Source organism: Streptomyces sp. R28, assembly GCF_041052385.1.
GTDB lineage: Bacteria > Actinomycetota > Actinomycetes > Streptomycetales > Streptomycetaceae > Streptomyces.
Genome location: NZ_CP163439.1, coordinates 8,305,193 through 8,327,443, shown reverse-complemented (window position 1 = coordinate 8,327,443; position 22,251 = coordinate 8,305,193). Strand labels below are relative to the sequence as shown.

The window sequence follows — 22,251 nt, the reverse complement described above, 5'->3', positions numbered from 1 at the left end:
CTGTTGCCGGGCTTGTCGAGTCTAATGTTCCGCTCAGGCGGAAGGTTCCCGGCCCGGGAGTCGTACATCACGCATTCGGCTCTACCCATCAACGCCCTGTACTACAACGCCGCGAAGGGGCGCGGGGAACTGCGCGACCAGCCCCAACGGACCGGCACCCGCCAGCTCACCCACGCCCCTACGGCGCTACTGCGTTCCGCGCTACGCGCGCCCCGCGGTCTTCTGCGTCTTACGGGTGATGGAGTCGATGACCACCGTGGTCAGCAGCACACCCGCGGTGATCATGTACTTCACCGGCTCGGCGATGGACTCCAGCTGGAGCCCGTACTGGATCGAGACGATCACCAGCACACCGAGCAGCGCGTTCCACGTACGCCCGCGACCGCCGAACAGGGACGTGCCACCGATGACGGCCGCGGCGATGGCGTTCATCAGCAGGTCACCCGTGCCGGCACTCTGGTTGGCGGACGCGATCTTCGAGGCCAGGAACAGACCACCGATCGCCGCGAACCCGCCCGAGATCGCGAACACGGAGATCCGCACCGCGGTGACGTTGATACCCGCACGACGCGACGCCTCGACGCTGCCACCGAGCGCGAAGATCTTCCGGCCGTACGAGGTACGCCGCAGCAGGAAGTCCGTGCCGACCAGGAACACCAGGAAGATCACCGTGGCCAGCGGCAGGCCCTTGTACTGGTTGTACATGATCGCCGCGGCGAAGGAGACCACGCCCAGCAGCACCGTCCGCAGGATGGTGTCGCTCAGCGGCCGGGACGGAATCCCCGCGGCGTCACGGCGGCGGTTGCTCAGCAACGAGGTGATGAAGAACACCGCGGTCATCGCGGCCGCCAGGCCGTACGCCGCCGCGACATCCGTGAAGAAGTACGTCGTCAGCTTGCCGATCAGGCCGTCGCTGTCGAGGTTGATCGTGCCGTTCTCGCCCAGCGTCTGGAGCATGAAGCCGAGCCAGAAGAGCAGACCGGCCAGCGTGACGGCGAAGGCCGGCGCGCCCAGCACCGCGAAGAAGAAGCCGTGCGCCGCGCCGATGACGACACCCGCCGCGACGGCGAAGAGCACGGCCGCCCACTCGGGCCAGCCCTGGTTGACCGCGAGGACGGCCGCGATGGCGCTGGACGCGCCGCTGACCGAGCCGACGGACAGGTCGATCTCGCCGAGCAGCAGCACGAAGACGATGCCGACGGAGATCATGCCCGTGCCGACCATCGTGACGGTGATGTCGCTGATGTTCTGCGCGGACAGGAAGGCGGAGTTCAGGCTCTGGAAGATGACGCAGATGGCGACCAGGCCGAGGACGACCGGCAGGGAGCCCAGCTCACCGGCCTTCATCTTGCGCTTGAACTCGCCGATGTAACCGGCCAGGCCCTGCTCCTGCACCAGCAGGCGCGGGTCGACCGCGGTCACCGCGGCCGCGGCGGCCTCGGTGTTGACGACATCGTGGTCCTGAGCCGTCGCGGAGGTCTTTTCGATGCTCACTTGGAAACCTCCCCGGTCGTGCGCGCCGCACGGCGGGTCACGGCGTTGTCGGTGGCGCCGGTGATGGCGGAGATGATCTCCTCCTGCGAGGTCGTCTTGACCTCGAAGACGCCGTTGTTGCGGCCGAGGCGCAGCACGGCGACCTTGTCGGCGACGGCCTTCACATCGGCCATGTTGTGGCTGATGAGGATGACCGCGTGGCCCCGCTCGCGCAGCCGCTCGACCAGGTCGAGGACCTGCGCGGTCTGCTCGACACCGAGGGCGGCGGTGGGCTCGTCGAGGATGACCAGCTTGGGCTCGCCGAGCATGGAGCGCGCGATGGCCACGGTCTGGCGCTGACCGCCGGAGAGCGAGGCGATCGGGATGCGCACGCTGGGGATGCGGATCGACAGGGTCTGGAGCAGCTCGCGTGAGCGGCGCTCCATCTCGACCTCGTCGAGCACACCCCATTTGCGGACCTCACGGCCCAGATACAGGTTGCCGACGACATCGATGTTGTCGCACAGCGCGAGGTCCTGGTAGACCGTCGCGATGCCCAGGCTCTGGGCGTCGTGCGGCCGGTTGATCGAAACGGCCTTGCCCTCCCATTCGATGACGCCCTCATCGATGGGGTGCACGCCGGCGATCGTCTTGACCAGCGTGGACTTTCCGGCGCCGTTGTCGCCCACCAGGGCGACCACTTCACCGCCGTGGACCTCAAGCTCTACATCGGTGAGCGCCTGGACGGCACCGAATCGCTTGGAGACCCCGCGCAACGCCAGCACGGGCGTAGCGGACACGTGAACCATCTCCTTCGCCGCCTGACCCGGCGGAAGGGTTGTGCAGAGAATGCAGGGTGGGTGGGCGGGGGATACCCGCGGGATTCCGTCCGGCGCCCCGCACCGAGCTTGCGGGGCTGACGTATGCGCGGGGCGCCGGAGGAGTCATGTCCCGTGCGGAGATTCAAGGACGAATTCCCGCACCTGGAAAGGGACCTGATGCTGCTTAGCTGAGGCCGATCTTGTCGCAGGCGCTCTTGTACTTCGCCGTGCAGATCTCGGGGACCGTGTAGAAGCCCTCCTTGATGACCGTGTCGTTGATGTTGTCCGTGGTCAGCGACACGACCGGGATCAGCGCGGACGGGACGTCCTTCGCGCTGCCACTGGAGACCTTGTCCTTGGCGATGGAGTCCAGCTTCTCGCCCTTGGCCAGCGCGACGGCCATCTCGGCGACGGCGTTGGCCTCCTGCGGGTACGACTTGAAGACGCTCATGTACTGGTCACCGGCGACGATGCGCTGCACGGCGGCGAGCTCGGCGTCCTGGCCGGTGACCGGGACCTTGATGCCGGCGGCGTTGAGGGCGGTGATGATACCGCCGGCCATGCCGTCGTTCGCGGAGTAGACGCCGGCGATGTCGTTCTTGCCGACCGCCGAGATCGCCGCCTCCATCTCGGAGTTGGCGTTCTCCGGCTTCCACTCCTTGGTGTCGTACTCCTTGGCGATGGTGACCTTGCCGTCGAGGGCGGAGTGGGCGCCCTTCTTGAACTGGGCGGCGTTCGGGTCGGTGACCGAGCCGTTGATCATGACGATCTTGGAGTCCTTGGTGGCCTTGTCACCCAGGGCCTTCAGCAGGGCCTCGCCCTGGGTCCTGCCGACCTCCTCGTTGTCGAACGAGGTGTAACCGCTGATCGGGCCCTCGGCCAGGCGGTCGTAGGCGACGACCTTGATGCCCTGATCCACGGCCTTCTGGACGGAGTTCTTGATCGCCTTGGCGTCGACCGCGTCCAGGATCAGGACGTCCACCTTGTTGGTGATCATGGTGTCGACCTGCTGCGCCTGCAGGTTGGCGTCCTGCTTGGCGTTGTTGTAGTCGATCGTCGCCTTGCCGTTCGTCAGCTCCTTGATCTTCTTCTCGATCAGAGGCCGGTCGAACTTCTCGTAGCGCGCGGTCTGGTTCTCCGGGAGCAGGAGACCGACCTTGATGTCATCGCCCTTGGCGGCGGAGGCGGTGGAGTCGTTGTTTCCACCGGCTTCCTCGGCGCTGCCACAGGCAGCCAGCGAGACGGCCATCGCACCAGCGGCAACGGCGACGGCGGCACGACGCATACGCGTGTTCACTTCAGAAACCTCCCTGACGAGGCCGCGACATTGCGGCCGAGGTGGCTGGAAGTCAACTCGGCCACACGTGCGACGTCAAGAAGTAAATCCTTAACGGGTTGGCAACGGTGCCATCCGTTCTCTAAGTGAAGACAGGAGTGGCCGCGTGCAGCGTGCCGTCCAAAAGGGTTGAATCGCCCATCTCGCTGAGCGCGAGCGCCAGCGCGCCGAGCACCTCCGCACGACCACCAAGTGCCCCGGGGAGAACGGACAGTTGACGCGCCGCGCTGGGGATGGCGTAGCGGCCGACGGACTCCCGGATCGGCCCGAGCACCAGCTCACCGGCCTCGGCGAGATCACCGCCCAGGACCACGCGGCTCGGGTTCAGGAGATTGCAGAGATTGGCGACTCCACTGCCGATGTGACGGCCGACGTCGGCGATCACCCGACGGCAGCCCGGGTCTCCGTCCCTGGCCAGCCGTACGACGCCTTCCATCGTCAGATCGGTGCCATGACTGGACTGGAGCAGCGGGAGCACATAGCGCGCGGCCGCGAAGGTCTCCAGGCAGCCCCGGTTTCCACAGCGGCAGACCGGGCCGGATTCATCAAGAGTAATATGCCCGATTTCTCCCGCAGTGCCACCCGGGCCCCGGTAGATCTTGCCGTTGATGACCAGACCGGCGCCGACACCGCTGGCGACCTTGATGTACGCCAGGTCCCGCACGCCCCGCCCGCTGCCCCACACCATCTCCCCCAGGGCACCCAGGTTGGCGTCGTTGTCCACGTGCACGGGCACGCCCAGCCGACCGCGCAGCTCCTCGGCGGGCTTGGTGCCAATCCAGCCCGGGAGGATCGCGGAGGAGCCCAGGGTGCCGGACTCGACGTCGATCGGGCCGGGCACACCCAGACCCACTCCGGCGATCTTGGACCGGTCGACGCCGGTCGCCTCGATCAGCCGGTTGACCAGCTGTTCGGCCCGGTCGAAGCCCTGCGCCGAGGAGGCGTCGACATCCAACGGCTCGGACTCCTCGGCCAGTACCTGGTGGGCGAGGTTCCCGACCGCGACGCGCAGATGCGTATGGCCGAAGTCGACCCCTATGACGATCCCGGCGTCCCCGCTCAGCGAGACGCTGCGGGCCCGGCGGCCACCCGCCGAAGTGGGCGTGACCTCGACTGTTCCGCCGTCCTTGAGCTCCCGGACGATGTTGGAGACGGTCGCCGCGGACAGACCCGTCGTCCTCGCGATCTCCGCCTGGGTGAGGGATCCGGCCAGCCGGACGGCCCGGACCACCCGTTCCAGGTTGGCTCGGTGCAGCGACGACTGCGACCCCGGAGTCTCCACGACGACCTCCTGCGCGCGGGACCGCTTCGACGAGGCCCCGTTACGTGTCCAACTAGTGAACTCTAAGCTGAGCCGTTCGGGTTGCCTCCCGTCAAGAGGTTGAACCGGATCCGGGAGTGTGCGCACGCGCGCGTGAGCCGTCCCCGTGTGGGGCGGCTCACGCGTGACGTGGGGTGATGTGGTGCTTACGGTGGAGCGAACAGAGAGCGTTTACTTCAGCGCACCGGCCGTCAGACCCGCCTGCACCTGCCGTTGGAAGATGAAGTAGACGATCAGCACCGGCAGCATCGCGATCATCATGCCGGCCATCAGGGCGCCCCAGTCGTTCTCGTAGCCCTGCTGCAGGGCGATCATCGCCAGGCCCTGGGTGAGCACGTACTTGTCCTCGTTCTGGTTGAGGACCATCGGCAGCAGGTACTGGTTCCACTGCCCCAGGAAGTTGAAGATGCCGATGCTGATCAGACCCGGCTTGGCCATCGGCAGCATCACCTGGAAGAACGTACGCGTGTGCGAAGCGCCGTCGATCAGCGCCGCCTCCGCGACCGACGTCGGCAGGGTGCGGAAGAACGCGGTCATGAAGAAGACCGTGAAGGGCAGCGAATAGGCGATGTAGACGAGGATCAGTCCCTGGTACGTCGCGAGGAGCGAACTGCCCGGGAAGTCCCGCAGGACGAAGAACAGCGGGATGACCAGCATGAACACCGGGAAGGACATGCCGGCCACGAACATGAAGTAGATGAACCGGTTGCCCGGGAAGGTGAACCGGGCCAGCACGTACGCGGCCATGGAGCCCAGCACCATCGTGCCGGTCACCGAACCGCCCACCACGATCGCGGTGTTGAGGAAGTACTGGCCCATGTTCGCCTTGTTCCAGGCGTTGGCCCAGTTCTCGAAGTGCAGCGAGGTCGGCAGCCCCCAGGGGTCGGAGAGGATGCCGTTGCTCGTCTTGAAGGAGCTCCACAGCACCCACAGCAGCGGCACGCCGACCATCAGCGCCCACACGACGAGCATGCCGTGCGAGAAGACATGGAGGACGCCGCCCTCGGAGCTGCGGCCGTCGGTCGCGCCCAGTTTCTTGGTGACGCTCGGACGGGGTTCGTCCGCCTTGGTGACCGTTTCGGTGTTCGTGTCCGTCGTCATGTCGCCCCGTACCCCTAGAACTCGATCCGCTCACGCCGCGCGAAGCGCATCGTGAGCACTGCGAACGTCATGGTGACGATGAGCATCGCGACGCCCATCGCGGACGCGTAGCCGAACTGGCTGTCGCGGAACGCCGTCAGATACAGGCGCAGCGGCATGACGTCCGTGGCGCCGTCGGGGCCGCCCATGTTGACCGACATGATCTGCACCAGGGCGAAGCCGTCCAGGGCGATGATGCCCATGTACACCCAGCCGGTCTGCACGGTGTCCCACAGCAGCGGCAGGGTGATCCTGAAGAAGGTGGGGAAGCGGCCCGCGCCGTCCAGCAGCGCCGCCTCGTAGATGTCCCGCGGGATGGAGGCCATCGCCGCCGAGAACAGCACGACGTAGAAGCCGACGTGGGACCAGATCATCACCGCCATGATGCACAGCAGGGCCATGCTCTTCTCGCCCAGCCAGGCGTTCTGGAGGCTGTCCAGACCGACCGCGCCCAGCAGGGAATTGAGCATGCCGTCCTGCGGGTCCGGGTTGTAGATGTTGAACCAGATGACGGCGATGATGGTGATGGAGATGACCTGCGGGAAGAAGAAGACGAAACGGTAGAACTTAGAACCCGCGACCCCGGTGATGACTTCGTTCTTGCGTCGCTTTCCGCCGACATTGAGCATGAAGGCGAAGAACAGGCCGAGCCCCAGCGTCACGATCGGCACCGCGACCAGCATGTAGACGTTGTGCCACAGCGCGTTCCAGAAGTCCTCGTTGTGCCACAGCTTTTCGAAGTTCTCGAATCCGACGAACTTCGCCGTGCCGACGAGCCCCGACCAGTCGGTCAGCGAGATCTGGAAGGCCTGGACGAACGGCGAGATCACGAAGACCGCGTAGACGATGACGGGCAGGGCCAGGAAGCCCACGATGAATCGGTATTTGCCGTGCTGCATGGTGCTTCCCGGCCCTTCCCCTTGAGTGCCGTTGTGTCTGACCGGGCTCTTACTTCTCGCGCTTGAACTTCTTCACGGAGTCGTCCTTCGCCACGGCGTCGGCGTATGCCTGCGTCTTCTTGATCCAGTCGGCCGCGTTCATCTCACCGGTGAGCAGCTGCCCGGTGAGACCGCCGATCTTCTCGTCCGTGAGCGCGGGGTACCACTCCTGGAGCTGGAGGCTGATGATGTTGTCGCCGGCGTCCTTGAACGACTTGCTCGCCGAGGCGAGGCCCGGCGAGAGGCTCATGCCCTCGGTGGCGTCGACGACACAGGTGAGGGACTTCACCAGCTTGGCGAAGTTCTGCGCGTGCTTCTTGGACAGCATGAGGCGCAGCAGTTCCATGCCGCCGGCCGGGTTCTTGCCCTTGCTGGCCACGATGTACGGCTCGCTGGGCTCGGCGCGCAGGGTGCCGTGCGGCATCTTGTCGCCGCTGGAGCCGTCGAACAGGGCACCGACGGACATCTGGAAGTCCTTGGGCGTGGTCGGGGCCGCCTCGTTCTCCACCCAGGAGCCGTTGGGGATGAAGATGGCCTTGCCCTTGTTCCAGGCGGTCTGCGACTGAATGTGCGTCAGGCCCTGGCTGCCCTGAAGGAAGTACTTCTTGGCCGCCAGCTCCTCGTAGTGCTCGACGACCGTCTTCACCGCGTCATTGCTGGTCCAGGCATTGGGCTCAAGGTTGTCGATGGCGATCCAGCCGTCCATGCCGCCGATCTTGGCGATCTGGGCGAACAGGTTGAAGTGGACGTAGTACGGATACTTTCCGGCGTACGTCCAGGGCGCGATGCCCTTCTTCTTGATCTCGCCGCAGAGCTTGACCATCTCGTCGAAGCTCTTGGGGTATTCCCAGCCGTTGTCATCGAGGGCCTTCTGCGAATACCAGGTGCCGTAGATGGTGAAAGCGTAGTAGAGCACGTCGAAGGTGTCGCCGTGCTTGCCCTTCTCGATGGTGCTCGGGTGGATGACGTCCGAGATCTTCTTGCTCGCGTCGTCCATCGAGGGGGCGTCGAGCAGCGCCTGGAGGTCCTGGAGCTGGCCCTGGGTGGACAGCTTGTTCATGTCCAGGTGGTCGGCGCCGGAGTTGTCGATGACGTCCGGCGGGTTGCCGCCCGCGAAACGCGGGGTCAGCTTCGGGCCGACCTGCTGGGTGCCGGTGTGCTTGACCGAGGCGCCGTACGTGGCCTTGTAGTCGGCCTCCGCGTCCTTGGCGTACTGGTCGCCCAGGCCGCCCTTGAAGATGAACGCCTCCAGGGCGACGCCCTTCTCGACGCCGAGCGGGTTGGTGGCGGACTTCGCGCCGCCGGGCGCCTTGCTCTCCTTCTCCTCGCCGCCGCCACCGCCGGTGGCACACGCGGACAGGAAACTCATCGTCGGTACGGCGATCAGACCCAGTGCGGCGGACCGCTTGATCAGATCGCGGCGCGCCACACCTGCGGAGCCGTGCTTCTCAGTGTTCTCGGCGGAAGTGGATCCCATGCTCAAGTCCTCGCCTTCTCCAGGACTCAGGCGGTGAACCGGATCCTCGCCGGCACCGCGATCGGGTCAAGCTGGGGTAGTGCAGGAAGTGCGGAATCTTATGAAGTGCCGACAGGTATAGTCCACTTCCCGTCAGCGGAGCAAGATCGAATGCAAGTTTGGCCGATGGTCTTTTCCGAGTTGAGACCTCACGGAAATATGAACGCCCCGTGGGCGGCTTGCCGGAAAAATCCGCTACATAGGCCCCGAATGCCGCAGCCAACACCCTTGACAATACCTGGCACTTGAGCCACAACTGATCCTTGCGCAGCGAAGTTGACAACGTTGTCCCGTGCGCAGGGAGGGTACCCGTTGATGCAGCAGAGAGCTCGGCACAGATGGGGTACGGCGGTCGTGTCGACGGCCGCCTTTTGTTTGGCCGTGGGTTCGCAGGGCGCGGCGGTCGCCCTGCCCGAGGCGCCCGCGACGGCCGACCGGGAGTTCGTGTCCTCGTTCGAGGCGGGCGATCCGGCACCCGACTGGCTCAATACCGTCGACACCGCGCCGGACGGCGGCAAGCGGGCCTCGGGTGTCGACGGCGGCTACAGCAGCGGCATTCCGGGCAATGTGACCGACCACGTCACGGACGTACGGGCGAGCGGCGAGAACACCGGCGGCGGGGAGGTGAAGGAGAACCTCGCCGACGGGGAGCCGAGCAGCAAATGGCTGGTCTTCGAACCCACCGGGTGGGTGGAGTTCGACCTGGACAAACAGGTGAAGGTAGCTGAATACGCGCTCACCTCGGCCAATGACCATACCGAGCGCGACCCGCAGGACTGGACACTGAAGGGCTCCACGGACGGCAAGGAGTGGAAAACCCTCGACACCCGCTCCGGCGAGATGTTCACCGAACGGTTCCAGACAAAGTCGTACGATATAGCGGAACCGGCTGAGTACCAGCACTTCCGGCTGGAAATCACCAGGAACAACGGCGCCGCCGACATCCTCCAGCTCGCCGACGTCCAGTTCTCGACGGGCGGCGATGACGGCCCGCTCCCGCAGGACATGCTCTCCCTCGTCGACCGCGGCCCGAGCGGCTCGCCGACCGCGAAGGCGGGCGCGGGCTTCACCGGCAAGCGGGCACTCAGGTACGCCGGACGGCATACGGCGGACGGGCGGGCGTACTCGTACAACAAGGTCTACGACGTGAACGTGGCCGTCGGCCGCGACACCCGGCTGTCCTACCGCGTCTTCCCGTCGATGGCGGACGGCGACCTCGACTACGACGCCACGAACGTCTCGGTCGACCTGGCCTTCACCGACGGCACCCACCTGAGCGACCTGGGCGCCACCGACCAGCACGGCTTCCCGCTGTCGCCGCGCGGGCAGGGCGCCGCCAAGGTGCTGTACGTCAACCAGTGGAACAACGTCGCCTCGCACATCGGGGCGGTCGCGGCCGGCAGGACCGTCGACCGGATCCTGGTGGCGTACGACTCCCCCAAGGGCCCGGCGAAGTTCCGGGGCTGGCTGGACGACATCTCATTGAAGTCCGTCGCGCCCGAGAAGCCCAAGGCCCATCTGTCCGACTACGCGCTCACCACCCGCGGCACCCTCTCCAGCGGCGGATTCTCACGCGGCAACAACTTCCCGGCGACGGCCGTGCCGCACGGCTTCAACTTCTGGACGCCGGTGACGAACGCCGGCTCGCTGAGCTGGCTGTACGACTACGCACGCGCGAACAACGCCGACAACCTGCCGACGATCCAGGCGTTCAGCGCCAGCCACGAGCCCAGCCCCTGGATGGGCGACCGGCAGACCTTCCAGGTGATGCCCTCGGCCGCCTCCGGCACCCCGGACACCGGCCGTGAGACGCGCGAGCTGGCCTTCCGGCACGAGAACGAGACCGCGCGGCCGTACTACTACGGGGTGCGGTTCGAGAACGGGCTGCGGGCGGAGATGGCCCCGACCGACCACGCGGCGGCACTGCGCTTCACCTACCCGGGCGACGACGCGAGCGTCCTCTTCGACAACGTGACCGACCAGGCGGGCCTCACGCTCGACCAGGAGAACGGGATCGTCACCGGCTACTCGGACGTGAAGTCCGGGCTGTCGACGGGTGCGACACGGTTGTTCGTGTACGGCGTCTTCGACAAGCCGGTGACGGACGGAGCGGCGAGCGGAGTCAAGGGATACCTGCGGTTCAAGGCCGACGACCGGACCGTCACGCTGCGCCTCGCGACCTCGCTCATCAGCGTCGACCAGGCGAAGGACAACCTGCGTCAGGAGATCCCCGACGGCACCTCCTTCGACACCGTCAAGTCGCGCGCCCAGCGCCAGTGGGACCGGCTGCTCGGCAAGGTCGAGGTCGAGGGCGCGACGCCGGACCAGCTGACGACGCTGTACTCCAGCCTGTACCGGCTGTACCTGTACCCCAACTCCGGCTTCGAGAAGGTCGGTTCGAAGGACCAGTACGCGTCCCCGTTCTCCCCGATGCCGGGTCCCGACACCCCGACGCACACCGGGGCGAAGATCGTGGACGGCAAGGTGTACGTGAACAACGGCTTCTGGGACACCTACCGGACCACGTGGCCGGCGTACTCGCTGCTGACGCCCGGCCAGGCGGGCGAGATGGTCGACGGCTTCGTGCAGCAGTACAAGGACGGCGGCTGGACCTCCCGCTGGTCCTCCCCCGGTTACGCCGACCTCATGACCGGCACGTCCTCGGACGTCGCTTTCGCGGACGCGTACGTCAAGGGCGTGGACTTCGACGCGAAGTCGGCGTACGACGCGGCCATGAAGAACGCGACCGTGGTGCCCCCGTCGTCGGGCGTGGGCCGCAAGGGCATGGCGACCTCGCCCTTCCTCGGCTATACGAGCACCGAGACGCACGAGGGCCTGTCCTGGGCGCTGGAGGGCTACCTCAACGACTACGGCATCGCCCGGATGGGCCGGGCCCTGTACCGGGAGACGGGCGAGAAGCGCTACAGGGAGGAGTCGGAGTACTTCCTCAACCGCGCCCAGGACTACGTCAACCTCTTCGACACCAAGGCCGGCTTCTTCCAGGGCCGCGGCGAGAAGGGCGACTGGCGCGTCGAGTCCTCGAAGTACGACCCGCGCGTGTGGGGGTACGACTACACCGAGACGAACGGTTACGGATACGCGTTCACCGCCCCGCAGGACAGCCGGGGCCTGGCCAACCTCTACGGCGGCCGCGACGGCCTCGGGGACAAACTCGACGAGTACTTCGCCACCCCGGAGACGGCCTCGCCCGACTTCGTAGGCTCCTACGGCGGTGTCATCCACGAGATGACGGAGGCGCGGGACGTGCGGATGGGCATGTACGGCCACTCCAACCAGGTCGCCCACCACGCCATCTACATGTACGACGCGGCCGGGCAGCCCTGGAAGGCGCAGAGGAACGTCCGCGAGGTGCTGTCGCGGCTGTACGTCGGCAGCGAGATCGGGCAGGGCTACCACGGCGACGAGGACAACGGCGAGCAGTCGGCCTGGTTCCTGTTCTCCGCGCTCGGCTTCTATCCGCTGGTGATGGGCAGTGGCGAGTACGCCATCGGGTCACCCCTGTTCACCAAGGCGACGGTCCATCTGGAGAACGGCCGCGAACTGGTCGTCAGGGCGCCGAAGAACAGCGCGCGCAATGTGTATGTGCAGGGCCTGAGGGTCAACGGCGTTCCCTGGAGGTCGACTTCACTCCCCCACTCGCTGATCGCGAAGGGCGGCGTCCTGGACTTCGACATGGGGCCGCGGCCCTCGTCGTGGGGCACCGGCAAGAACGCGGCGCCGGTGTCGATCACCCAGGACGACGAGGTGCCCGTGCCGCGGGCGGATGTGCTGAAGGGTGACGGGGCGCTGTTCGACAACACGTCGGCGACCGAGGCGAGTGTCTCCTCGCTGGATCTTCCGGCGTCCGGGCGCACCAAGGCCGTGCAGTACACGCTGACATCGCCGTCGGACCGGACGAAGGCGCCGACCGGCTGGACGCTCCAGGGGTCGGACGACGGGACCACGTGGCGGACCCTCGACAAGCGCGCCGGGGAGTCCTTCGCCTGGGACCGGCAGACACGGGCGTTCTCCGTGGGGTCTCCGGGTACGTACGGGAAGTACCGCCTGGTGCTCGACGGTGAGGCGGTGGTGTCGGAAGTCGAACTGCTCGCCTGAGCAGGTGCATTGGGGGTCTCATGCAGGGTGTCGATCCGGCCTGGCTGCCGGACGAGGTGTTCCGGCCGATCGGCACCCGGCGGACGCTGATCCGCGGCTCGGGTCCGCTGGTGGACACGGTGCGGGGGGAAGTGGCGCAGGCCTGCGCACGGTTCGGGGGAAGCGTCTCGCGCGACGCGTCCCCCGAACCGTACGACCTGCTGCTGGAACTGACCGGCGGCGACAGCGGCGAGGCGTTCACTGTCGAGCGCGGTGACGGCCGTACGACCGTCACCGCGTCCGGGGGGTCCGGGCTGCTGTACGGCCTGTTCCACGTCGTACGGCTCGCAGACGCGGCGTTCGAGGGTTCGTACGAACGTGAGGAGCACCGGCCCGAGTCGGCGCTGCGCATGCTCGATCACTGGGACAACGTGGCCGTGCATCCGGTCATGGGCCAGGTGGAGCGCGGATACGCCGGCGGGTCGCTGTTCTGGGAGGACGGGCGGGCACGCGGGGAGCTACTGGGGCGGGTGCGGGCGTACGGCAGGCTGCTGGCGGCCTGCGGGATCAATGCCGTGGCCGTGAACAACGTCAACGTGCACACGGCCGAGGCGCACCTGCTGACCGACCGGCTCGGTGAGGTGGCGGACATCGCGGGCGCGTTGCGGCCGTACGGCCTCCGTACCCATCTGTCGGTCACCTTCGCCGCGCCGATCGTGCTGGGCGGGCTGTCCACGGCCGATCCGCTGGACGAGGACGTGCGCGGCTGGTGGGCCGAGGCGACCGCGCGGGTGTACGAGGCGATCCCCGACTTCGGCGGGTACGTGGTGAAGGCCGACTCGGAGGGGCAGCCGGGGCCGTTCGCCTACGGCCGCAGCCACGCGGACGGTGCCAACATGCTGGCCGCGGCGCTCGCACCGCACGGCGGCACGGTGCACTGGCGGGCGTTCGTCTACGACCACCGGCAGGACTGGCGGGACCGGACGACGGATCGGGCGCGTGCCGCGTACGACCATTTCGTGCCGCTGGACGGGGAGTTCGCCGCCGACGCCGTGCTCCAGGTGAAGCACGGGCCGATGGACTTCCAGGTGCGCGAGCCCGTCTCGCCGCTGATCGGCGCGATGCCGCGCACCCGGCTGGCGGTGGAGCTGCAGGCCACGCAGGAGTACACCGGGCAGCAGCGGCATGTGTGCTGGCTGGGACCGATGTGGAGCGAGGTGCTGCGGTTCCGGGCCGACGGGGAGTCCTCTGTCGGGGAGGTGGCGCGCGGCGGGATCGTCGCCGTGTCCAACGTCGGTGACGACCCGTTCTGGACCGGGCACCCGCTGGCCCAGGCGAACCTGTACACCTTCGGCCGACTGGCCTGGCAGCCGCACGCGGATCCGCATCAGATCCTCGACGAATGGATCCGGCTCACCTTCGGCACCGGTCCGGCGGCGGGGCTGCGCGCGATCCTGGACGGCTCGTGGCGGACGTACGAGAAGTACACCGCTCCCCTCGGCGTGGGCTGGATGGTGCAGCCGGGGCACCACTACGGGCCGAGCGTCGACGGCTATGAGTACAGCCCCTGGGGCACCTACCACTTCGCCGACCGTCACGGCCTGGGCGTCGACCGGAGCGCGGCGACCGGAACCGGGTTCGCGGGGCAGTACGCCAAGCCGTGGGCCGAGAGGTACGAGTCGCCGGACACCTGCCCCGACGAGCTGCTGCTGTTCTTCCACCACATGTCGTACGGGCACATGCTGCACAGCGGCAAGACGGTGATCCAGCACATCTACGACACGCACTTCGAGGGCGTGGAGGAGGTGGAGGCCGCCCGGGATGTGTGGGCATCACTGGTGGAACTCGTGGACCCGGCGCGCCACGCGCGGGTGACGGAGCGGTTCGAGGAGCAGCTCCGGAGCGCCCGCGAGTGGCGTGACCAGGTGAACAGCTACTTCCTCCGCAAGTCGGGTGTGCCCGACGCACATGGGCGCCGCATCTACTGACTGCGGAGGATCACTGGGCTCAGCGGGTCGAGGGTCAGTGGCTCGCCCTCCTCGACCCGCTTGCCGGTCAGCAGGTCGGTGGCGGTGGTGTGGGCCGTCAGGTGGGCCGGTTCGGTGGCGTGGTTGAGGAGGAAGAGGAGACGGGTGCCGTCGGGGGCGACCCGGGTCGCGGTCTCCAGGGCGGGGTGGTCGGCGTACGGGCCGAGCAGGTCGTGGCGAGCCAGGATCCGGCGGACGATCCAGTTCACGCCGGGCTGGTCGAGGGCGGTGGCCACGTACCAGCCCTCGCCCTCGCTCTCACCGAAGCGGTTGCGGGTCACGGCCGGGGTGCCCGCGTAGAAGTCGGCGCCGTACGTGCCGACCGGCTCGGCGCCGCGCGGCAGCACGATCTCGAAGACCAGACGCGCCTCGCAGGTCAGCTGCCCCAGCTGGACGGGCTGTACGACGTCCGGCGGCCGCGCGTCCCCTTCGTCGACGCGGACGCCCATGAGCGGCGCGAGCGGGCCGGGGACGTCGGTGAGGAAGGCGCGGTCGTGTGCGTCGACGCGGCCGGAGAGGAAGCTCGTCAGGACGGTGCCGCCGCGTGCGGCGACGGCTTCCAGGCGCTCCGCGAGGTCACCTTTCACCATGTGCAGCACAGGGGCGAGGACCACGTCGTACGCCGTGAGGTCGGCCGTGACCGGGACGACGTCCACGTCCGCGCCGGCCTCGCGAGCGGCGCGGTAGTAGGCGTGGACCACCTCCTGGTACTTGACCAGCCGAGACGGGCCGTCGGAGATCTCCAGGGCCCACCAGCTGTCCCAGTCGAAGAGCAGGGCGGTGCGGGCCGGGGTGCGGGAGCCGAGGGTCGCGTCGCCGAGGGCCGCCAACTCCCGCCCCAGATCGGCCACCTCACGGAACACGCGGGTGTCGTCTCGCCCCGCGTGCCCGATGACCGCGCCGTGGTACTTCTCGCAGGCGCCGCGGGAGGCGCGCATCTGGAAGTAGAGGGCGGCGTCGGCGCCGTGGGCGATGGCCTGGAAGGTGGCGAGGCGGAGTTCGCCGGGGCGGCGCAGGGGGTTGACGTCACGGCAGGCCGTCGTGGACGGGGTCTGCTCCATCAGCCAGAAGGGGGCGCCGTCCTTGAGGCCGCGCATCAGGTCGTGGGCGAGGGCGGGCCAGGTGGGCGGGGCGTCGAGGGGCGGGTAGCTGTCCCAGGAGGCGAAGTCGAGGTGGGGCGCCCAGCGGTGGTAGTCGAGGGGGCGAAACATGCCCATGAAGTTGGTGGTGACGGGGGTGTCGGAGTCGTGGGCGCGGATCACCTCCTTCTCGGCGAGGAAGCAGCCGAGGAGGGCGTCGGTGGTGAAGCGGGAGTAGTCGAGGGTGATGCCCTGGAAGGCGGTGTGGTCGGGGCCGCGCCAGTGCTCGGTGAGGGCGTTCGGGGGCTCGATCTCGCCCCAGTCGGTGTAGTGGTGGGACCAGAAGGTGGTCCACCAGGCGTCGTTGAGGGCGTCGAGGGTGCCGTACCTGTCTTGGAGCCAGGTGCGGAAGGCGGCCGCGCACAGGTCGCAGTAACACACTCCGCCGTACTCGTTGTTGATGTGCCAGGCGAGCAACGCCGGGTGACCCCCGTAGCGTTCGGCGAGGCGGGCGGCCATCGCCGTGGCGTGGCTGCGGTACGCCGGTGAGCTGGGGCAGAAGTTGTGGCGCTGGCCGTAGCGGTGGCGGCGGCCCTCGAAGTCGGTGCGGTTGACCTCGGGGTGCCGCTTCGCGAGCCAGGGCGGGAGGGCCGCGGTGCCGGTGGCCAGGCAGATCCGGCGGCTCTCGGCGGCGGCGCGGTCGAGGATGCGGTCGAGGATCGTGAAGTCGTAGGTGTCCGGGGCGGGTTGGGTGAGGGACCAGGAGAAGACGCCGACGGTCAGGGTGTCGATGCGGGCCCGTGTGAACAGGCGGTGGTCGTCGTCCCAGGCGGGCTCCGGCCACTGCTCGGGGTTGTAGTCGCCGCCGTACGGGATCCTCGGGGTGCGCGGCGCGGTCATCCGGTGAAGTCCTCCTGGGTCTCGGTGATCACCGGGCGGCTGCTGTGCAGCAGGGAGAGCAGCAGCGGGGCGGCCAGCAGGGCGGGCAGGGCCTCGGTCAGCAGGGCGGTCGACGCGGCCACGAGTACGAGCAGGGAGGCGGCGCCCAGGGTGGCGCGGCCGTGCCGGAACAGGAAGTACGCGGCGAGGCGGGCCGTGTCACGGCTGCGGAAGGCGAACAGCGAGGTGAGGACCAGCGCGTGCGCACCCCACAGCAGGAAGCCGGCACCGATCGCCCCGAGCAGCACCGCCCACCAGCCGGGCAGGCCGGTGGCGGAGAAGTGGGTGAGGGTGAACGCGATGACGGTCAGCCAGGCGAGCAGGGGCGTCCAGAGTTTCAGCGCCGGGAGGGCGTTGAGCCGCCAGCCGCGCGCATAGGTCCGGGCCGGGTGCAGGTCGGTGAGGTCGCGGCTGCGGTGGTGCAGGGCGTACAGCGCGGCGGCCAGGGCCGGGCCGAGCGGCAGCAGGCATACGGCGGCCAGGGGCAGGTTGGCGGGGTCGGGGCCGAGGAGGAGCAGGCCGGCGAGACCGGGCGCGGCGGCCAGGAGCAGCAGGGCCTGCACGGTGACGAGGGTGTGGATCAGGGCGACGGCGCGGGAGAGGACTCCGGCGCCGAAGTCGGCCGTGTGTACGCCGCTGCTCACCCGTTCTCCTTCTTGAAGCGTTCGTGCGCCTTGTTGTGCAGGTCGACGAGCTGGTCCATGTTCTTGGCCTTCAACTCGCTGACGTAGGCGTCCCATTCGGACATGGGCCGCTTGCCGAGCACGAACTGGAGGGTGTTCTGGATGGCGTGGTCCTTGAGCGGGGTGTCCCAGAGGGTCGCCTGCTCCTGCTCGAAGGACTGCAGCGGGTGGGCCGGGTCGACGGGCAGTTCCCTGCGCTGGGACATGACGTCCTGGAACTTCTTCTCGTCGGGGCTGAAGTTGGAGGAGACCAGCTCCCAGCTGCCGCCGTAGGTGAACACGCCGTTGAAGAAGCCGTAGTCCTTCTGGAGGTCCTTCGGGGCGTCCGGGTCGGAGCCCATCAGTGAGATCCCGGGCTCCAGCGTGTACGTGCCGCCGGACTCGGTGTACGTGACGCCCTTGACGCCCCACTTGCAGAACTTCTGGCCCTCGTCGGAGTACCAGAGCCAGTCCACGAACTGCATCATCGCGACGAAGTCGGAACTCTTGAGGGCCTTGCTGGAGATCATGACGCCGTTCTCCAGCCGGATGCCGCTCAGCAGGATCGGTCCGGCCGGGCCGAGCGGCACCGGGATCATCTCGATCTTCGAGCCCTTGACCTGCTTGCCCAGGTTGTAGCGGTAGTTCTGCACCAACTCCTGCGGATTGGCGCTGATCACATAGGACTTCTCGGCCAGCAGCTTCTGCATGGCCTGGTCGTCCTGCTGGGTGAAGCTCTCGGGGTCGAGGAGCTTCTCGGCGACGATCTTCCTCAGGTACTCGATCATCTGCCGGTAGGCGTCCTGGGCCGCGGTGAAGACGAACTGCTGCGCCTTGGTGTCGAAGCTGATGTTGTCGTACGTCCAACCGGCCTTCACCCCGTAGGCCTGGCCGAGGTACTGGAACAACGCCCCGCACGGGAAGGGGGTGTTGGTGCTCCAGCGGTCGGTCCAGGGGTATTTGTCGGGGTACTCCGCCTTGAGCGCCTTGAGGACGTCGTACACCTCGTCCCATGTCGTGGGCAGGGTCAGTCCGTGCTTGTCGAGGATGTCCGTGCGGAAGGACAGCGAGTAGCCGGACTTCGGCTTCTCGTGCAGACCGGGCAGCAGGTAGTACTTGCCGTCGGACTGGCGGATGGAGTCGAGCTCGGGCTCGAGCTTCCACTTCTTCACCTTGGCCTGGAAGTTGGGCATCAGGTGCACGTACTCGCTGACCGGGAGGATCGCCCCCGAGGACACGAAGGCGACCTCGCCGGGGTGGTACGTCTTCGGGATGATGAAGGGTGCATCACCCGCGCCGATGAGGACGCTGCGCTTCTTCTCGTAGTCGGCCAGGGGGACGTCGAGGGGCTTGATGGTGATCCCGGTGCGCTTGGTGACCTCCTTCCAGAACAGCCAGCTGTTCTTGAGGGGGTAGACCGGGTTGTCGTTGTGCAGCATCGAGAAGGACAGCGCCTTGGTGGCCTTGAACTGCTGGCCGGCCCGGTACTCCTTCATCGCGCCGTTCTGCTTCTTGGAAAGGTCCTTGGAGTCGCCTCCGTCCTCACCGCCGCCGCAGCCGGTGAGGGGGGCGAGGCCGACAAAGCCTGCGGCGGCGAGAACTTGGCGCCGTGACAGTTGTCCAGCGTTCATCACTCAGATCCTCCTGGTCTTGGGGACACGGTTGTGGTTGGTGCCGACCGGGCTGCCTGCGCCGTCGCACCGGCATCGGGTGGGCCGGCCGTGCGGTCCCGCCGCCTGCGCCCGACGGGTCACCGCCGGGAGGGTGCGCACGGCCGAGACGGAGCAGGACACTCCGGCGTCGCGCCGGTGGGCAGACACGCCGTCAGCCCTTGACCGCGCCGAGCATCACGCCCGAGACGAAGAAGCGCTGGACGAACGGGTACACGCAGATGATCGGCAGCGCGGTGAGCACGATCGTGACGGCCTGGATGCTCGCGCCGACCTGGCTGAGCTCCGCGGTGTCCGCGCCCGCGTTGCCGCCGCCGGTGGCACCCGCGATGAGGTTGCGCAGATAGACGGTGACCGGCATCAGGTCGGAGTGGTCCATGTAGAGGAACGCGCTGAACCAGGAGTTCCAGAAGGACACCGTGTAGAAGAGCACCATGGTCGCGACGACCGCCTTGGACAGCGGCAGCACGATCCTGAGCAGGATGCCGTAGGTGCTCAGGCCGTCGATCTGCGCGGCCTCCTCCAGCTCGGTCGGCAGGCTCTCGAAGAAGGCCTTCATCACCAGCAGGTTGAAGACACTGATCGCGTTGGGCAGCGCGATCGCCCAGACGCTGTTCTTCAGTCCGAGCTCGGTGACCAGGATGTAGTTGGGGATCAGTCCGCCGGTGAAGAACATCGTGAACACGGCGATGCCGACGAGCACCCCGCGGCCCTTGAGGTTCTTCTTCGACAGAACGTAGGCGTAACAGGTCGTCAGGGCCATGGCCACGGCGGTCGATACGACCGTGTAGAACACGGTGTTGCCGTAGTTCCGCCAGAACATCGCGTCCTGGAACACGATCTTGTACGTGGTGAGGTTGAACCCCTTGGGCCACAGGGTCACTTCACCGGCCCGGATCTGGCGCTCCCCGCTGAAGGACCTCGCGACGATGTTGACGAAGGGATACAGGGTCACCAGCACGACGAGGGTGAGGACCACCCCGTTGACGCCCTGGAAGACCCGGTAGGAACGGCTCGGCTTCACCACAGGCTGGTCCCCACTGTGCGGCGCGAGAGCGTGTTGGCGGACGTGATCAGGACCAGGCCGATGATCGCCTCGAACAGCCCGATGGCGGCCGCGTAGCTGAAGCTGTTGGACTCGACGCCCGCCCGGTACACGTACGTCGAGATCACGTCGGCGGTCGGGTAGGTCAGCGGGTTGTACAGCAGCAGGACCTTCTCGAAGCCGACCGCCATGAAAGTGCCGACGTTGAGGATCAACAGCGTGATCATGGTGGGGCGGATGCCGGGCAGGGTGACGTGCCAGATCTGCTGCCAGCGGTTGGCGCCGTCGAGGCGGGCGGCCTCGTACAGGTCCTCGTCGATGGTGGTGAGCGCGGCCAGGTAGAGGATCGTGCCCCAGCCCGCGGTCTGCCAGATCTCGGAGCCGACGTAGACAGTGCGGAACCACTCGGGTTCCTGGATGAACCGGATCGGGTCGTGCCCGAACCACCCCAGGGCGTGGTTGACCGGCCCGTCCGTGGCGAGCATCTGCAGGGTGAGGCCCGCGACGATCACGATCGACAGGAAGTGCGGGAGGTACGACACCGACTGCACGAACCGCTTCAGGGAGCGCCGGCGCACCTCGTTCAGCAGGAGAGCGAGGACGAGCGGGATCGGGAAGCAGAACACGAGCGTGAGCCCGCCGAGCCACAGGGTGTTGCGGAACACCTGCCAGAAGGTCGGGTCGCTGAGGAACATGCGCACATAGCGCAGGCCCACCCAGTCCGCGCCGAACATCGATCCGCCGGGCTCGAAGCGCCGGAAGGCGATCACGTTCCCGATCATCGGCAGATAGCGGAAGACCAGGAAGAACAGCAGCGGCAGGACGGCCAGCGAGTACAGCTGCCAGTCCCGGCGCAGCGCCCGCCGCCAGCCGGTGCGCGTCGGTCGCCGCCCGCGACGGGGTGGGGCTTTCGTCGGCGGCGGCGCCTGTGTGCCGGGCGGTGGAGCCGACGTGGTGGAGGTGCTGCTCATGCGGTGGCCTCCCGGTGGCACCGAAAGTTTCGGAGTCGTACCGGCAACTTTGCGGCGAGGTTAGGGGCGGGTGTAATGGCTGTCAATGGGGCTGACAGGGAAGGCCAGTTGAGGAGAGTGCGACTGAGGCGAGCCACCGAGAGCGAAACATTCTGATGTAGAACCGCAACGATCGGAGGCAGCTGGTGCCCGTGTTCGACCTGCCGTTCGAGGACCTGGAGCGCTACCGCCCGGATCCCCAGGAGCCCGCCGACTTCGACGAGTTCTGGCACGACACCCTCAAGGAGGCCGCGCAGCCGGAGGTGTTGGTGTCGGCGCACCCGGTGGAGACCGGCCTGCGGCTGACGGAGACCTGGGACGTGACCTTCCGGGGGTTCGGCGGCGATCCGGTGCGGGCGTGGTTCAGCAGACCGGCCGGGGTGCACCGCCCACTGCCCGCCGTCGTCGAGTACGCCGGTTACGGCCGCGGTCGCGGCCTCCCACACGAGCGGCTGACCTGGGTGAACGCCGGATACGCGCATCTGCTGATGGACAACAGGGGCCAGGGCGACCAGTACGGCAACGGCGGCGCCACCCCGGACCCGCACGCCACGGCGCCGGGCGGCCCGGGCCCTGCGGTGCGCGGCCTGCTGTCCCCGCGGGACCACCACTACCGCCGCCTGATCACGGACGCGGTACGTGCGGTCGCGGCACTGCGCGCACTGCCGGGCGTGGACGCCGCACACATCGCCGCCGTCGGCAACAGCCAGGGCGGCGGGCTCGCCCTGGCCGTCGCGGGACTCGTCCCCGACCTCGCCGCCCTCCTGGTCACCGCCCCGTTCCTGTGCGGCATCCGGCGCGCACTCGACCTCACCGACGCCTCGCCCTACGGCGAGATCACCGCGTACCTCTCCGTGCACCGGGGCGCCGAGCGGGCCGCGCACGAGACGCTGTCCTACCTGGAGGGGATCTCCTTCGCCCGGCGCGCCCACGCCCCGGCCCACTTCGGGGTCGGCCTGCGCGACACGGTGTGCCCGCCGAGCGGGGCGTACGGCGCCTTCAACCGCTATGCGGAGCTGTCGGGCGCCGATCCGCGCAAGGAGATCCACCCCTATCCGTTCAACGGCCACGAAGGCGGCGACGCGGTGCACGTGCGCCGCCAACTGGACTGGCTGCCCGCCGTGTTGGACGTCAGCGCACCGCCGGCGTGAACACGTGCAGGTCGGTGTCGTCCGGCAG

15 protein-coding genes are annotated in these 22,251 nt (G+C 67.8%); 3 read left to right on the top strand and 12 right to left on the bottom strand.

All coding sequences use genetic code 11. From position 1 onward, the window contains the following. Positions 1-201 precede the first annotated feature (201 nt). The 7 genes from AB5J49_RS36475 to ngcE all read right to left on the bottom strand — a co-directional run bounded on the left by AB5J49_RS36475 (position 202) and on the right by ngcE (position 8,506). The gene (locus AB5J49_RS36475) at positions 202-1,494 is read right to left on the bottom strand and encodes a sugar ABC transporter permease (protein ID WP_369173111.1); all 1,293 of its coding nucleotides are present in this window, start codon (positions 1,492-1,494) and stop codon (positions 202-204) included. Continuing rightward, positions 1,491-2,282 carry an ATP-binding cassette domain-containing protein gene (locus AB5J49_RS36470; RefSeq protein WP_369173110.1) on the bottom strand — a complete coding sequence of 264 codons (792 nt, stop codon included), beginning with the start codon at positions 2,280-2,282 and terminating at the stop codon, positions 1,491-1,493. The genes AB5J49_RS36475 and AB5J49_RS36470 overlap by 4 nt, the downstream gene beginning before the upstream one ends. Positions 2,283-2,478: 196 nt before the next feature. Continuing rightward, a complete protein-coding gene (locus AB5J49_RS36465) occupies positions 2,479-3,579 on the bottom strand; it encodes a sugar ABC transporter substrate-binding protein (protein ID WP_369175374.1) in 1,101 nt (366 codons plus the stop codon). 133 nt (positions 3,580-3,712) lie between these two features. Next, entirely contained in the window at positions 3,713-4,912 is a 1,200-nt protein-coding gene (locus AB5J49_RS36460; protein WP_369173109.1) for an ROK family transcriptional regulator, read from the bottom strand. A 210-nt stretch (positions 4,913-5,122) separates the two neighbouring features. After that, on the bottom strand, positions 5,123-6,052 hold the full coding sequence (locus AB5J49_RS36455) for a carbohydrate ABC transporter permease (protein ID WP_369173108.1): 930 nt from the start codon (positions 6,050-6,052) through the stop codon (positions 5,123-5,125). Between the two features lie 14 nt (positions 6,053-6,066). Beyond that, entirely contained in the window at positions 6,067-6,990 is a 924-nt protein-coding gene (locus AB5J49_RS36450; RefSeq protein ID WP_369173107.1) for a carbohydrate ABC transporter permease, read from the bottom strand. A 49-nt stretch (positions 6,991-7,039) separates the two neighbouring features. Continuing rightward, a complete protein-coding gene (gene ngcE, locus AB5J49_RS36445) occupies positions 7,040-8,506 on the bottom strand; it encodes an N-acetylglucosamine/diacetylchitobiose ABC transporter substrate-binding protein (protein ID WP_369173106.1) in 1,467 nt (488 codons plus the stop codon). Between the two features lie 354 nt (positions 8,507-8,860). Between ngcE and AB5J49_RS36440 the strand changes: the two genes are divergently transcribed. After that, positions 8,861-12,661, top strand: coding sequence for a GH92 family glycosyl hydrolase (locus tag AB5J49_RS36440; RefSeq protein ID WP_369173105.1), 3,801 nt, complete (start codon positions 8,861-8,863; stop codon positions 12,659-12,661). 20 nt (positions 12,662-12,681) lie between these two features. After that, a complete protein-coding gene (locus tag AB5J49_RS36435; RefSeq protein WP_369173104.1) occupies positions 12,682-14,628 on the top strand; it encodes an alpha-glucuronidase in 1,947 nt (648 codons plus the stop codon). Here AB5J49_RS36435 and AB5J49_RS36430 read toward each other — a convergent pair. From AB5J49_RS36430 to AB5J49_RS36410, 5 genes are all read right to left on the bottom strand, one after another. After that, positions 14,622-16,646 (bottom strand): beta-galactosidase, encoded by a 2,025-nt coding sequence (locus AB5J49_RS36430; protein WP_369173103.1) that lies wholly within the window; start codon positions 16,644-16,646, stop codon positions 14,622-14,624. The genes AB5J49_RS36435 and AB5J49_RS36430 overlap by 7 nt on opposite strands. Next, the gene (locus AB5J49_RS36425) at positions 16,643-17,329 is read right to left on the bottom strand and encodes a hypothetical protein (protein WP_369173102.1); all 687 of its coding nucleotides are present in this window, start codon (positions 17,327-17,329) and stop codon (positions 16,643-16,645) included. Before AB5J49_RS36425 ends, AB5J49_RS36430 begins: the two co-directional genes overlap by 4 nt. After that, positions 17,326-18,981, bottom strand: coding sequence for an extracellular solute-binding protein (locus tag AB5J49_RS36420; RefSeq protein ID WP_369173101.1), 1,656 nt, complete (start codon positions 18,979-18,981; stop codon positions 17,326-17,328). Before AB5J49_RS36420 ends, AB5J49_RS36425 begins: the two co-directional genes overlap by 4 nt. Positions 18,982-19,171: 190 nt before the next feature. Next, a complete protein-coding gene (locus AB5J49_RS36415) occupies positions 19,172-20,044 on the bottom strand; it encodes a carbohydrate ABC transporter permease (RefSeq protein ID WP_369173100.1) in 873 nt (290 codons plus the stop codon). Then, complete coding sequence (locus AB5J49_RS36410) at positions 20,038-21,033, bottom strand: ABC transporter permease (protein WP_369173099.1); 996 nt, start codon at positions 21,031-21,033, stop codon at positions 20,038-20,040. The genes AB5J49_RS36415 and AB5J49_RS36410 overlap by 7 nt, the downstream gene beginning before the upstream one ends. Positions 21,034-21,218: 185 nt before the next feature. Here AB5J49_RS36410 and AB5J49_RS36405 point away from each other — a divergent pair, with 185 nt between their 5' ends. Next, the gene (locus AB5J49_RS36405) at positions 21,219-22,223 is read left to right on the top strand and encodes an acetylxylan esterase (RefSeq protein WP_369173098.1); all 1,005 of its coding nucleotides are present in this window, start codon (positions 21,219-21,221) and stop codon (positions 22,221-22,223) included. The last annotated feature ends 28 nt before the right edge of the window (positions 22,224-22,251 follow it).